15 protein-coding genes are annotated in these 13471 nt (G+C 69.6%); 8 read left to right on the top strand and 7 right to left on the bottom strand.

Annotated features, from left to right (window positions below; translation table 11 throughout):
* Positions 1-21 precede the first annotated feature (21 nt).
* On the top strand, positions 22-1452 hold the full coding sequence (locus HAV39_RS13025; protein WP_191839455.1) for a dihydrolipoyl dehydrogenase family protein: 1431 nt from the start codon (positions 22-24) through the stop codon (positions 1450-1452).
* A gap of 37 nt (positions 1453-1489) precedes the next feature.
* Here HAV39_RS13025 and HAV39_RS13020 read toward each other — a convergent pair whose 3' ends face one another.
* Positions 1490-1846 (bottom strand): MerR family transcriptional regulator, encoded by a 357-nt coding sequence (locus HAV39_RS13020; RefSeq protein WP_191839454.1) that lies wholly within the window; start codon positions 1844-1846, stop codon positions 1490-1492.
* Between the two features lie 107 nt (positions 1847-1953).
* Here HAV39_RS13020 and HAV39_RS13015 point away from each other — a divergent pair, with 107 nt between their 5' ends.
* Positions 1954-2640: an SDR family oxidoreductase gene (locus HAV39_RS13015; protein ID WP_191839453.1), complete on the top strand. Its 687-nt coding sequence runs from the start codon at positions 1954-1956 to the stop codon at positions 2638-2640.
* A 151-nt stretch (positions 2641-2791) separates the two neighbouring features.
* Complete coding sequence (locus tag HAV39_RS13010; protein WP_191839452.1) at positions 2792-3253, top strand: iron chaperone; 462 nt, start codon at positions 2792-2794, stop codon at positions 3251-3253.
* 73 nt (positions 3254-3326) lie between these two features.
* On the opposite strand, the gene HAV39_RS13005 is transcribed toward HAV39_RS13010, so the two are convergent.
* From HAV39_RS13005 to HAV39_RS12995, 3 genes are all read right to left on the bottom strand, one after another.
* The gene (locus HAV39_RS13005) at positions 3327-4292 is read right to left on the bottom strand and encodes an NAD(P)-dependent alcohol dehydrogenase (RefSeq protein WP_191839451.1); all 966 of its coding nucleotides are present in this window, start codon (positions 4290-4292) and stop codon (positions 3327-3329) included.
* Between the two features lie 72 nt (positions 4293-4364).
* Positions 4365-5336, bottom strand: coding sequence for a M15 family metallopeptidase (locus tag HAV39_RS13000; RefSeq protein WP_244958801.1), 972 nt, complete (start codon positions 5334-5336; stop codon positions 4365-4367).
* 61 nt (positions 5337-5397) lie between these two features.
* Positions 5398-6747: an MFS transporter gene (locus HAV39_RS12995; protein WP_191839450.1), complete on the bottom strand. Its 1350-nt coding sequence runs from the start codon at positions 6745-6747 to the stop codon at positions 5398-5400.
* 128 nt (positions 6748-6875) lie between these two features.
* Here HAV39_RS12995 and HAV39_RS12990 point away from each other — a divergent pair, with 128 nt between their 5' ends.
* From HAV39_RS12990 to HAV39_RS12980, 3 genes are read left to right on the top strand one after another with little or no spacing between them, the layout of a single operon-like run.
* The gene (locus HAV39_RS12990; protein ID WP_191839449.1) at positions 6876-7205 is read left to right on the top strand and encodes a hypothetical protein; all 330 of its coding nucleotides are present in this window, start codon (positions 6876-6878) and stop codon (positions 7203-7205) included.
* A 16-nt stretch (positions 7206-7221) separates the two neighbouring features.
* Entirely contained in the window at positions 7222-9033 is a 1812-nt protein-coding gene (locus tag HAV39_RS12985; RefSeq protein ID WP_191839448.1) for a M91 family zinc metallopeptidase, read from the top strand.
* Positions 9030-9602: a hypothetical protein gene (locus tag HAV39_RS12980; protein ID WP_191839447.1), complete on the top strand. Its 573-nt coding sequence runs from the start codon at positions 9030-9032 to the stop codon at positions 9600-9602. The genes HAV39_RS12985 and HAV39_RS12980 overlap by 4 nt, the downstream gene beginning before the upstream one ends.
* A gap of 92 nt (positions 9603-9694) precedes the next feature.
* On the opposite strand, the gene HAV39_RS12975 is transcribed toward HAV39_RS12980, so the two are convergent.
* From HAV39_RS12975 to HAV39_RS12965, 3 genes are all read right to left on the bottom strand, one after another.
* Complete coding sequence (locus HAV39_RS12975; RefSeq protein ID WP_191839446.1) at positions 9695-10774, bottom strand: hypothetical protein; 1080 nt, start codon at positions 10772-10774, stop codon at positions 9695-9697.
* Positions 10775-10783: 9 nt separating this feature from the next.
* Positions 10784-11104 (bottom strand): PadR family transcriptional regulator, encoded by a 321-nt coding sequence (locus tag HAV39_RS12970; RefSeq protein ID WP_191839445.1) that lies wholly within the window; start codon positions 11102-11104, stop codon positions 10784-10786.
* Between the two features lie 66 nt (positions 11105-11170).
* On the bottom strand, positions 11171-11845 hold the full coding sequence (locus HAV39_RS12965) for a DUF6000 family protein (RefSeq protein WP_203736119.1): 675 nt from the start codon (positions 11843-11845) through the stop codon (positions 11171-11173).
* A 133-nt stretch (positions 11846-11978) separates the two neighbouring features.
* Between HAV39_RS12965 and HAV39_RS12960 the strand changes: the two genes are divergently transcribed.
* Both HAV39_RS12960 and HAV39_RS12955 read left to right on the top strand, forming a co-directional pair.
* Positions 11979-12869 (top strand): hypothetical protein, encoded by an 891-nt coding sequence (locus tag HAV39_RS12960; RefSeq protein WP_191839443.1) that lies wholly within the window; start codon positions 11979-11981, stop codon positions 12867-12869.
* A 219-nt stretch (positions 12870-13088) separates the two neighbouring features.
* A complete protein-coding gene (locus tag HAV39_RS12955) occupies positions 13089-13460 on the top strand; it encodes a hypothetical protein (protein WP_191839442.1) in 372 nt (123 codons plus the stop codon).
* Positions 13461-13471: the final 11 nt, after the last annotated feature.

The raw sequence follows: 13471 nt of genomic DNA, 5'->3' as shown, positions 1-13471 counted from the left end.
ACAGTGAGGAAAGCAGCAGTGATGACTGAGACGACCCGCACCTACGACGTGATCGTCATCGGCGGGGGGCCGGTCGGCGAGAACGTGGCCGAACGCGCCCGTGCCGCAGGGCTCAGCGCCGTGATCGTGGAGCGCGAACTCCTCGGCGGCGAATGCTCGTTCTGGGCCTGCGACCCGAGCAAGGCGCTGCTGCGCCCGGTCGTGGCACGTGCCGACGCGAGCCGCATCCCCGGACTCGACCCGGCGGTGGCCGGCCCGCTGGACGTCGCGGCGGTCCTCGCCCATCGCGACCGGATGTCCTCGTACTGGAAGGACGAGGACCAGGTCGACTGGCTGAACTCGGTCTCCGTCGACCTCGTCCGCGGCCACGGCCGCCTCACCGGCCCCAAGCAGGTCGCCGTGCATACCCCCGAGGGCGACACGATCGCCCTGACCGCCCGGCACGCCGTCGCGATCTCCACCGGCAGCCGCGCCGCCCTGCCGCCCATCTCCGGACTCGACACCGTCCGCCCCTGGACCAGCCGTGAGGCCACCAGCGCCGACCAGGTGCCGGGCCGCCTCGCCGTCGTCGGCGGCGGTGTGGTCGCCGTCGAGATGGCCACCGCCTGGCAGGCCCTCGGCTCCCAGGTCACCATGCTCGTTCGCGAGCACGGACTCCTCGACCGGATGGAGCCGTTCGCCGGCGAACTGGTCACCGACGGGCTGCGCGCGGCAGGCGTCGACATCCGCTTCGACACCACTGTCACCGCCCTGGCCCGCGAGGGTGGCGAGGTGCGGATGACGCTCTCCGACGGCGGACAGCTGGCCGCGGACGAGATCCTGCTGGCGACCGGCCGTGCCCCGCAGACCCGCGACGTCGGCCTGGAAACCGTGGGCCTCACCCCCGGCGACTGGCTGACCGTCGACGACACCTTCCGGGTCACCGGCGTCGACGGCAGCTGGCTCTACGCCGTCGGCGACGTCAACGGCCGCGCGCTGATGACACATCAGGGCAAGTACCAGGCCCGGATCGCCGGGGCCGTCATCGGCGCCCGCGCCAAGGGCGAGCCCGTCGACGACGCCCCGTGGGGCGCGCATGCCGCCACCGCCGACCACGCGGCTGTCCCCCAGGTCGTGTTCACCACTCCCGAGGTCGCCGCCGTGGGCCTGACCAGCCGCGAGGCCGAGCGGAGCGGACGCCGCATCGCCGTCGTCGACTACGACCTCGCCCAGGTCGCCGGCGCCCACCAGTACGGCGCGGACTACCGCGGCTGGGCTCGCATGCTCGTCGACACCGACCGCGACACCGTAGTCGGCGTCACCTTCGCCGGCCCCGGCGTCGGGGAACTCGTGCACTCGGCCACCATCGCGGTCGCCGGCGAGGTGCCCCTCGACCGGCTCTGGCACGCCGTCCCCGCCTTCCCCACCCTCGGCGAGGTCTGGCTGCGACTGCTGGAGACCCACCGCGGCTGAGCATCGACCCGGGCCGGGCGCGGTGTCCAGCCGCGACTCACGTCGAGCGGGGCGCGGTCTGTTCCGCCACGGCGATGAGGGTGTCGAGCTTGTCGCGCATCTTCACCAGGCCGGCCATCTGGGTGTGGATGCGTTCTCGTTCGGCCTTCAGCAGGGCGAGCGTGGCCGACGTGCTGATGCCCGTGTCCAGGCACGGCAGCAGCTCCACGATCTTCTTGCTGGGCAGTCCGGCGGCATACAACTGCTGTATCCATTGGACACGGTCGAGCGCCGCGTCCGGATACCGGCGCTGCCCGCTCGGACTGCGCTCCGGGGCGAGAAGGTGCTGCTCCTCGTAGTAGCGCAGGGCCCGCACGCTCACACCCGATCTGGTGGCCAGCTCACCGATGCGCATCGCGCCCCCTTCGTGAACAGGGTCACTCGACTTGCCTCTGACGTCAACGTCAGGTTCTAGCTTAACCCCAGCACAGCTGACAGACATCGATCCCACAGGAGACAACCATGGACATCAACGGTTCGGTAGCCCTCGTCACCGGGGCCAACCGCGGCATCGGGCGACACTTCGCCATGCAACTGCTGGAGCGGGGAGCGACCAAGGTCTACGCGACGGCGCGCAACGCCGCGCTCGTCGACCTGCCGGGCGTGCAGGTGCTGCGCCTGGACATCACCGACCCGACCTCCGTCGCAGCCGCGGCCGCGGCCGCCTCGGACGTCACCCTTCTGATCAACAACGCCGGCGTCCTCACCGGCCAGAACCTGATCACCGGAGAGCTCGACAAGATCCGGCTGGAGATGGACACGCACTTCTTCGGCACGCTCGCGATGGTCCGGGCGTTCGCTCCCGTGCTGGCCGCCAACCGCGGCGGGGCGATCCTCAACGTCCTGTCGGCGATGTCGTGGCTGGCCTACGACGGCGCCAACGCCTACGGCGCCGCGAAAGCGGCGCAGTGGAGCCTCACCAACGGTATCCGGATGGAACTCGCCAGCCAGGGCACGAAGGTGACCGGCCTGCACATGGGCTCCACCGACACCGACATGATGGCCGGCCTGGACGTCGCCAAGAACGACCCCGCCGACGTCGTGCGCGCGGCACTCGACGGCATCGAGGCCGGCCGGCCCGAGGTGCTCGTCGACGACGCCAGCGTCCAGGCCAAAGCCGCCCTCACCGCGGACTCCGCCGCTCGCTGAACCCGCGCCCGGGGCGGTAGGCGCCGCCGCTCCGTGGCCGGTTCCGTGGTGAACACGGATGCCCTGCGGGCCGTCCTGGCGAAGACTGGGAAGCACGAAAGCACCCCGCCCGGGACTTTCACCCGCAGCTGAGACAGGCAGGAGACCTGACATGGCCACCACGAACCGCGCCGCCAAGACCGCCAAGCCCGCCGAGAAGTACGACGGCTTCACCGACGACGAGCGCGGGGCCATGAAGGAGCGCGCCAAGGAGCTCAAGTCGGCGCGCCGCAGCACCAAGGGCGACGAGGAGCCCGCCGTGCTGGCGAAGATCGCCGAGATGGCGGAGCCGGACCGCACTCGCGCCGAGCGCATCCACGCCATCGTCCGGGCCAACGCGCCGCAGCTTTCGCCCAAGCTCTGGTACGGCATGCCCGCCTACGCCCGCGACGGCAAGGTGCTCTGCTTCTACCAGGCCGCGCAGAAGTTCAACACGCGCTACGCGACGTTCGGCTTCAACGACGTGGCCAGCCTCGACGACGGCACGATGTGGCCGACCGCGTTCGCGATGACCGAGCTGTCCCCCGCCGACGAGGCGATGATCGGCGAGCTGGTGCGCAAGGCGGTCGGCTGAGCGGGCCACGGCTCAGCGCACCGCCGGGCCGGGACGCTCGTCCCGGCCCGGCACCGTCACAGGAGCCACGTCGTCAGTCGATGTTGACGACGACCTTGCCCTTGGCGTGGCCCTCACCGAGGTAGCGCAGCGCCTGCGGCACCTCGTCCAGCCGGTACCGCCGGTCGATGATCGTGACGATCTTCCCCTGCCGGCACAGCTCCAGGATCGGCTGCAGGTGCGCGACGCCCAGCCGCACCGCCAGCACCCGGACCTTCTTGTCCGCCAGGCGACCGGTCACCGCCCCGCCCACCAGCACCCGCAGCAGCGTGCCCGCCGAACCACCGACACAGAAGTAGCGCCCGCCGGGTGCCAGCGAGCGGTGATACGCGCGCACCGAACGGTAGGCGGCCAGATCGAGGATCAGATCGTAGGTGCGGCCGTCGCGGGTGAAGTCCGCTCGGGTGTAGTCGATGGTGTGATCGGCGCCCAGCGCTCGCATCGACTCCTGCTTCTCGCCGTTGTCGACGCCGGTCACCTCGGCACCGTGCAGCTTGGCGAGCTGGATCGCGTACATGCCCGAGCCACCGCCGGCACCGTTGATCAGCACCCGCTGCCCGGCCCGGACCTTTCCCTTCACCACGATGCCCTGCAGCGCGATGGCCGCGGCCTGGGGTAGCGCGGCCGCCTGCTCGTAGGTCATCGCGTCGGGCATCCGCGCCAGCACGGCCTGCGGCACGCAGACGTACTCCGCGAAGCCGCCGAGGTAGGTGAGGATGTCGGCGTAGACGTCGTCGCCCGGCTGGAACTGCGTCGCGTCGGGGCCGGTCGCCACCACCTGCCCGGCGATGTCCGACCCGAGCACGTGACGTCGTGGTCTGCGCAGCCCGCCGAATCGTGAGTACAGCGGTTTGCCGCGCAGCCCCTCCCAATCGGACAGGTTCAGCGACACCGAGCGCACCTTGACCAGCACCTCGCTGCCCTGCGGCACCGGCGTCGGCACCTCGGTCAACCGCAGTTCGTCAGGGGTTCCGTATCGGGTGTAGACGACGGCCTTCATGGACACTCCCGCGCCGATGGTGAAGAACCTGCCCGGTCACAGTAACCACCGACGCGAAACCTGGCCCCGAAATCAACCGCCGGTGGCGGAGAAGTGCATGTAGTCCTTCAGGGACCGGTAGTCCCCGCCCCACTTCCACCCGATCGCGGCGAAGGCCTGGACGGCCTCCTCGCGGGGCTGCGCCATCCCGGGCCGCGTTTCGGCTCGGTCGAGGTAGGCGGTGGCGAGCTCAGGCAGGACGACCTTGCCTTTGTGGTACGGGTTCTGGAACGGGTTCAGATCCACGGCGAGCCCGTAGGCGTGCTGGGACCACCCCTTGTGGCCGCGTACCGGCCGGCAGGCGAACACCTCGGTGGTGTTGGCGTCGCCGGTCGACGGCGCGTTCAGTTCCGCGGCGCCGGAGATCCGCATCCGCTCGATCGGAAAGTCCGCGGCGAAGAGTCTCTTGAACACGGTGACCAGGTCGTCGGCCGCCCGAGCGTTGGCCAGCAGCTCGCCGGTGTGGGCACGGCCGTCGAAGCCGCGGAAGCTGACCGTGAGGTAGCGCAGGTCGGCCGCGGCGATCGGGCACTTCTTGGTCCAGCTGGATCGCGCCAGTACGCCGGCGGGCACTGCCTGGACGGTTGCGTGGAAGCGGCCGTCGGCCGGGGGCGGCAGCTCGTCGACGGTGATGATCGACCGGTTACGCAGCTCGGGCGGGGTCGGCTGGGCTGCGGCGTACCCCTGCGGCCCGACCGGGAGCGCTCGTGTTCCCAGCCAGGACGGTGCGGGGGTGGCGTTGCCGACGCGGGTGGGCGTGGGGCTCGGCGACTCGGTACGCGCTGGGCTTGGTGACTCGGTGCGCACTGTCAGCGATGCCGTCACGGTTTCTGCCTGCTTGTCGGCTTTCGGGTCTGCCGGGGTGCCCGTACAACCGGACATCGCGGAGCCCAGGAGCACAGCGACCGCCAGCAGGCCCGCCGCCCGAGCACCGACCCGCCGCCGAAGACCACCATCCGGGCGGGCCGTATGCCGGGCGGACGAGGAGTCTCCGGGGGCGCGCATTTCGGCAAGGATAGCCTTTGCCCTGCTCAGCGGCACCCTTACGCGATGACGAGTGGTATGCCTAACGGCTGCCGGCCGACTCCGGCTGCGACACGTCGGCCTCGCGCGGCGACGGCGCACTCGCCCCTTCGTCCTCGCCGCCGGAGGCGCGGGCGTCGGCCAGCACGTCCGCGGGGACGTGCCGTTCGAGGAATCGCCGGGCCAGCCGGACCGACGGGTGGATGGCGATGGTGGCGGCCACGATGATGCCGGCGATCACCAGCCAGCCGGCGGCGCCCCAGCTCAACGCGAGGAAGGTGTACACCGCCGGTGCCCAGACCTTGCCGAGGGTGCCGCTCAGCTCGGCCGCGCCCTGGTAGGAGCCACGCTGGCGCGGGTCCATCAGCTCGGCTTCGAAGGACCAGCTCGCCGCCGAGAGGTAGAGCTCAGCCCCCGTCACCGCGACGTGGCCCAGCCAGACCAGGAAGATCGTCAGCCAGCCGACGGTGTCGTGCGTCGCGAGCGTGATCAGGCAGGACAGCACGAAGAACATGGAGGAGAGCCGGATCGCCCTGAGTGCCGTCGGCACGTCCTTGACGCTGCGGGAGGTGACCATCGGCAGGAATATGCACATCACGGTGTTGGTGGCGAACAGGAAGGCCAGCACCACTCGCGGGGCGTCGGTCTGCTCGACCAGCCACAGTGGAATGACGACGTTCAGCAGCACCTGGTTGGTCCAGAACACCCCACTGAAGAAGGTCGTGAGCAGCCAACCGGGATTGCGCAGCGGGCCCGGGCCGGGGATGCGGACCTTGCGTTCCTCCGGGGTGCGCTCGTCGTGCGAAGCCCGCGGCAGCCGCGTGACGGCGACGCCGTTGACCAGGAAGGTAGCGGCGGTGAACCAGGGCAGGGCGTGCAGGACCTCGTTGGAGTGGAACGCGAGCGCGATACCACCCATCACGGAGCCGAGGGTGAAGCCGAGGTTGAGCGCCGAGTACATGTAGGCGCGTGACTGCACCCGCTCGTCCGGCGGCAGCACGTCGATCGTGTATGCCCCGTACGCGGCGGCGCCCAGCGCGGCGATCACGTCCATGCCCACGGCCATGGCTACGTAGCCGGTGAAGTCGGTGATGAACGGCCAGACCGAGAACATCGCCGCCTGCCCGGCACAGCTGACCGCCCACATCTTCTTCGGCCCGTAGCGGTCGACCAGCTTGCCCATCGGCACGGCGGCGAGGAAGGCGGCGATGCCGGCGAACGTCAGGCCGAGACCGACCTGGGCGGCCGACAACCCGACGATCTGCGTGAAGAACACCGCCGATCCGGTCATGAACGTGCCCTGCCCGAGCGCGAACAGCAGCGACTGCAGGGACAGACGCCCGGCCAGCGGCGACGGCGGGCGGACACGGTCAAGGATGGCGGAGAACGTCACCTCGGGATTCTCTAGGGACGGTATGCCGGTTGTCACGCCTTTTCTCCACCGCGACTCCTCGGCACGGCGCCCGCGACGGCAGCACGCGCCGAGTGGAGCACGGTGCGGCGGCGTTGTAGGGTGCCTGCATGAGCGGGGAGGTACGGGCCGATCCGGTCGAGCTGGCGCGGGTCGCGCAGTCCTGTCTGGACGGCTCGCAGGATCTCGCGACGGCGCTGCGCACCGTCCGGGCCGACACGGTGCTGTCCACGTCCGACTTCGGCAACGTGGCGAACGCGAGCAGCCAGAGCGACGCCTACCACGGCGTGGAGGGCAGCGCGGGCACGGCGACGGAGCGGCTGGTAACGGTGCTGGAGGTCGACAACGAGAGCCTGCTCCGGGTGGCCTTCGCCTACCAGCAGGCAGACGAGGAAGCCGAGCGCAAGCTGCGCCAGAAGCACCGCAACATTCCGATCTGACCACGGGAGGTCGCCGATGGGAATTCCACCGGAAGACCAGGAGCACTTCCCGCCGATCACGGCGGCCGCATCGACCTGGCAGCTGCACGCGAACCCGGGACGGATCACCAGCGCCGCCTCAGCCTGGCGACGGTTCGGCAAGTCGGCCACGTCGCTGGGCGACGACCTCGACGCCGACGCCAAGAAGCTCGTGGGCTCGCAGTGGTCGGGCCCGGCCCGTGACAGCTATGTGAACCACCGCACCAAGCTGATCTCCAGCGTCGACGCGCTGCAGGACAACGCGGGCAAGCTGGCCGGTCAGCTCGAGGGCATAGCCGATCTGCTCCAGCGCTACCAGGGACTGCTCGACGCCGAGTACGACAAGGTGAAGTTCCGCGACGTCGGCGGCACGTTCCATCCCCGCAGCGAGGAAGAGCAGAAGCTGATCACCGGCGCCGTCGCCGAGGCGCGAACGCTGCGCAAGGAGCTGGAGCAGGCCCTCGCCCAGAGCCTCAGCGGTTTCGACCGGTCGGGCTGGGACACGATCGCCGCCGACTGGGGCGCGGTCGCCACCGGCACCACCGACCCGTTCACGCTGCCCGCGGAGGCGACCGACGGCGTATCGGTGATCATGGTGGACGGCCGGGCGGTCGTGAACACCGGCACCGGAGACGACGACGTCAAGGTCCGGATCGACCCGAAGACCGGCGACGTCATCGTCAGCGTCAACGGCGCGGACTACTACTACCCGCCGGGCACCCCGGTGACCATCCGCGGCGGCGAGGGCAACGACACCATCGAGGTCCCGAAGGGCTCCAACATCCGCGTGACACTGCTCGGCGGAGCGGGCAACGACACCATCCGCGGCGGCGACGGCGCCGAGCAGATCTTCGGCGGGCGCGGCACGGACGACCTCTACGGCGGCCGCGCCGACGACTACATCTCCGGCGGCGCCGGCATCGACTACATCGACGGCCAGGACGGAAACGACGTGCTGTCCGGCGGCGCCGGCCAGGACACCCTGTACGGCCTGGGCGGCGACGACCAGCTGTCCGGCGGCGAGGACGACGACTACCTCGAAGGCGCGAAGGGCAACGACACTCTGCACGGCGGCACCGGCAACGACGTGCTGTCCGGCGGCCACGGCGACGACAAGCTGGCCGGGGGCACCGGCGACGACGTCTACTACGGCGGGCACGGCAAGGACCAGATCACCGCGGGCGGCGGCCGGGACACCGCCTACCGGCAGGACGAGGACACCGTCGACGGCGTGGCCTCCGACGTCAAGGTCGAGATCAGCGACAAGGCGCAGTTCATCAAGATCGAAGGCTCCGACGAGTTCAAGGAACGGGTGCTCGCCGATCTCGACATGTACCGCGCCTCGCCGACCGGCCAGCAGATGCTGGACAACCTCCAGGACAAGCGCGACCCGAACTTCCTGTTCGGCGAGAACACGCTGACGATCAAGGAGCTCGACGAGGAGAACGGCTACGCCAGCAAGGGCCACAAGCTCGCCAACTCCGACTCCGTCATCCAGTACAACCCGGCCTTCACCTTCGATGCCGAGCGCGGCCGGCCGTCGGTGGTGCTCTACCACGAGCTCGGGCACGTGTACGACTACTGGAACGACACCTTCCAGGACGACGAGATCGTCGGCGGGCCTGACAACGGCATCAGGAAGGGCGAACGGCAGGCGACGGGGCTGCCCTTCGACCACGACGACGACTCCTCGACGCCGGACCAGCTCGACCCCGACCACCCGATCCAGTACACCGAGAACGGGCTGCGCCGGGAGATGGGCATGCGCGAACGCGACACCTACACCACCCACGGCGGAGACGGCTGGTGACAAAACTGCGCCGCGTCGCCGGCCTGCTGCTCGTCACGGCAGCGCTGGCCGCCTGCTCGGGCGAGCCTGACCTGGATCTGGCGGTGCGGACCGCCGTCGCGGGCGGCGACGTCACGGTCGAGTACACCCTGACCAACCGGTCCGGCACACCGGTGGTCGTCTACGACGGAGGATGGACCGATCCGCAACAGCCCGGCTGGTCGCGGGGACCCGTGGAGGTCAGCGTCCGCGACGACGGCATGATCGAGTTCGCCAAACGCGTCATCCACCCCTGCCAGACCCCGGACACCAGCGACTGCGGCGGCGCACGCGTGCCGACCGTGCGGATCCGCGGCTCCGTGCTCGAACCGGGTGCCAGCAGGTCGGACACCTTCCGGGTGCCGCTGCAGACCGAACCCGATCATCCGGCATCGGCCAAGCGCACGCCGATCTCGCTGGCCGGGCAGGAGGTGGTCTTCTGCATCGGGTTCGCCGAGGTGACCGACGACAATCCGTCCGCGGCCGACGGGCTCTACCCGCCCGACAGCCCGCAGACCGTCCGCTGCGGCGAGCCGTTCCGGGTGCCGTGAGCCGGCGCTGCGCCATCACCGCCGCCCTCGGCTGACCAAGCCGCGGTAGGCCCTGTACCGGCCTACCGCGGCCCCCCGAAATGGCCGGCCGGCTAAGCCGCCACCTCGTCGCTCGTCTCGGCGACGGACGCGCGCACCCGTGGCGCCACCACGGCGATCGCCGCGGACAGCAGCAGGCTGATCCCGCCCGCGACAGCTATCGCGCGGTCATACGTGAGCACCAGGTAGGGGAAGCGGGAGTCCTGGTGCGACCAGCCGAGCGCCGTGGCGTAGTAGTACGCCAGGACCAGCGCCGCCACCCCCGCCGCCGCGGCTATGCACAACCCGGGCGCACCGGCGACCAGCATCGCGAGCCTGCCCGCGGTGGTGTGCCGCTGGAACGCGCGTAGCGCCCATGCGGCGAACACCCAGCCGACTGCGACGCCGAGGAGCAGCCCCGCCACGGCCGCGACCGTCACCATGGGGGGTGCCTGCTGGTGTACGCCGATGATGACGTTCGGCATCCCCGCGTACTTCTCGGTCGGGTCGCCCATGATACGGACGACCAGGTCGCCCTTGGCCGCCCAGAAGATCGTCTGCTCGGGGTACTCGGCGATGGCCTGATCGGACCGGCTGTATACGGTCTGCCCGAGCTGCCAGCCGTCGGCCGTGAACCGGTCTCTGGCCTGGTCGACCCATGCATTGACCTCGGCGCCGGGCACCTGATACGCCAGCCAGGTGTGGGTGAGCACGGGGTCGGCGCCCGCCGGGACGAGGGACTCGCAGGCCTCGTTGGTGTCTGCCTTGTCGCACCCGGAGTAGGACGCCGACGGGAACGGCCCCTGGACGGGCGCCAGGGCGGTGACGGACCTGCCGATGGCTTCCACCGTGGCGTCCGTCGGCATGGTCGGTGATGCCCGCCAGACCGCCTCACTCGCGACCGCCGATGCGGCGAGGCCGATGAACAGCGCGACCACGACGGCAGCAAGCCGGTATGCGAGCCCGTCGGGGAGCCTGAACCGCCACGCGAGTCCACTCAGGATCAGGTTGACGGCCTCCGTTCTGGTCGGCTTGGTCCGCCCCGGTTCGGCGGCGTCCATCAGCGTCGTGACGACCTCCAGGCCGCGTTCCCGGCGGAAGCTCCGGGGGTAGCACAGCAACAGCCTGCGGTATGCGACTTCCAGTTGTGTCATCGTCAGCCCCTACACTGCCGGAATCGCGCGCAGCCGGGCTGCGGCCAGGGAAGCGTTCTTGCGAAGCAACTCCACCTCGGCGGTGAGCAGCGCTCTGCCGCCGTCGGTGAGCCGGTAGTACCGGCGGAGGCGGCCCTCGACGGCCTCCTCGCGATCGAGGGATACGTGCCCTTCACCGGTCAGCCGGTCCAGGGCGGCGTATAGCGTGCCGGCCTGCAGCTTCACCCGGCCGTCGGAGAGTTCGTCGACGGTCCGGATGATGCCGTAGCCGTGCAGTGGCTCCTTCGCCAGCGCGGTCAGGATGAAGAACGTCGGTTCGCGGATCGACATGCGTTCAATATAAAGACAATCTGTATATGCAGTCAATCTTTAGTTGCCCCGCTACGCTTCGGCTGCTCACCGGCCAAGGCGAGCGCGGAAGCCCGGGTCCGCACCGCGGGCGAATGCCACCAGGCCGGCAGCGTCGCGCCGCTCCTCCTCCAGAGACACACCGGACGCGCCCGGCCACCGCGCCCACAGCCCGTCCGGGCCGAGGATCGCTTCGGCATAGCCGGTGCCCAGACTGTCATCGAGATACAGCAGCGCGCCCATCGCCGCGACCTGACAATGCCGCTCGTCCTCGTCCTCCTCCGGCGCGAGGCTCATGAGCAGGTAGTCGCTCAGAATCCGAGCATCCCGCTCCGTGCCCAGGCAGGCCAAAGCGACACAGTACGGGTGCAGGAATCCGCCCGACCCCGGGTCGCTCATGTCCCGGGCGATGCGAGGGCGTAGCTCGCTGCGGCTCCCGCACGCGATCAACCAGCCCGCGACCAGGCGCCCCCGCCAGCCGTAGTCGAGAAACTCCACCAGGTCCGCCACCGTGGCGCGCCGGGCACAGCGCCGCAGGCCCCACTGGAACAACCGCTGGCGCGCCCTTGGCATCAACAACGCGGGTTGCATCAACTGCAGGTACCGCCACGCGCCGCAGCGCCGCCGCACCCGCAGCTCATGCCGACCTGCCGCGTCGAGCAGGGGCAGCAGGAGGACACCGGCGGGGCGATACCACACGTGGACCACGATCCAGTCCCACATCGACACGACAACCCCGCCCTTCCCCGTGCGCCCGTTCGATCACCTGGGCTCCATTGCACAGAAACGCACCAGAGTAAATTGACGATACTAGATATGCTGCACTTTCGCCGGATCCACAAAGGAGAGACGCCGCGTGAGAAATCTACTGAACATCGCGTCTGTGGTCGCACTCTCAGCCGGCATCGCCATCGCCTCGACGACGTCTGCCCACGCTGCCACGAACAGGAGCGGGGCGGAACGGCTGAGCATCCCGGACAGTAGTGCCTGCAAGGCAGGTCGCACGGTCCTGCAAGGCATGGTGGCGGGACCGGGGGGCCAGCTCTACATCGTCTTCACCAAGGCAGCCGGCGCGGAACCGGTCCTGTCCCGATGGTTGCGTGACGGCTCGACCTGGGACGGCGCCAGCTGGATCTGCGCGGGGACGCCGACCTCCATACCCACCCTCGGCCATGGCAACGATCTCGCCTACAACGCGAACTATCTGGGCCAAGGTCCGGCCTTGATCGCCACCCAGGGAAGTCAATCCGCGTTTCTGAGCGACAAGGTGACGATCGTGCGCCTGAACGCCGACGGATCTGTGGGCACAGCCGCGGAGGTGCGTCTGCCGATAGGCAACATCAGCGGCCTCTGCTACAGCGCGACGGCGGCCGGCGGAGCCGGCAAGTATGCCGCCCGACGATTGGGCAGCCTGTGGACCCATCCCGGCGCCGGTGCGCTCACGAGTGGATGGACGCTGGCGAAGAGCAACCTGACGAGTCACGACAATCGTTCCGACCAGGGCGTCGACTGCTCTGAGAACTACATCTGGAACACCAGGTCGATCAACACCTCGACGCCCGCCACCGGGTGGAACTGGGTGTACCAGTACAACTGGTCCGGAGGCGATGTGGAGAGCGACATCGGAGTTCCGGGGAACAACCTGACCGAGGAGATCGAAGACATCACCCACGTGGGGAGCGAATTCTTCGTCGCCGTCAACCGCAACGGCGGAAGCGCCGACTCCGTCAAGGTCCTCATCGAGTAGGCCTGCCCTGGCGGCCGGGTGCAATCGTCGCACCCGGCCCTTCGGGTTGCCGTCAGCACGCCAGGTGACTCTCCCGCATACGGCGATTGGCCGTATAGCAGATAACCACCTTCCAGGCATTATTCATTCATGTCACTTCTCTACCAATGTCGGTAGCAGCGGGCCTACCTTGGAGTTACAGAAGGTGATCTGACCTGACCTGTCGCGCTGGAGGTCGCCATGCGACGCCTGCTCACCACCGCCACACTCACCGCGGGGCTCCTGCTCGTCGCCTCCCCCGCCTACGCGTTCGCCCACAACCGGGTCACCAATCCCTGGGCGCACACCATCCTCGACGTGCTCACGCTGGCCGTCGTGCTGTCGCCGATCGTGACCGCGTTCACCTGGGGTCCGCAGCACCGCGGCCGGATGATCGCCCTGATCGCGCTCGTACAGCTGCCCGTCGCGATCATCGCGTTCGTCCCGATCATCGACCCGGTCCTGCACGCGGTCCTGTTCGTCGCCGCGCTCGCGCTGACCGGCACATCGCTGTGGCTGGTCCGCCGCACCGCCGCCGCGCCGGCCGTCGAAGCCGTCGCCGACACCAGGTAACCGGGTCCGGT

The organism is Catellatospora chokoriensis (assembly GCF_011297315.1).
GTDB lineage: Bacteria > Actinomycetota > Actinomycetes > Mycobacteriales > Micromonosporaceae > Catellatospora > Catellatospora citrea.
This window is presented reverse-complemented; position numbering and strand designations above follow the sequence as displayed.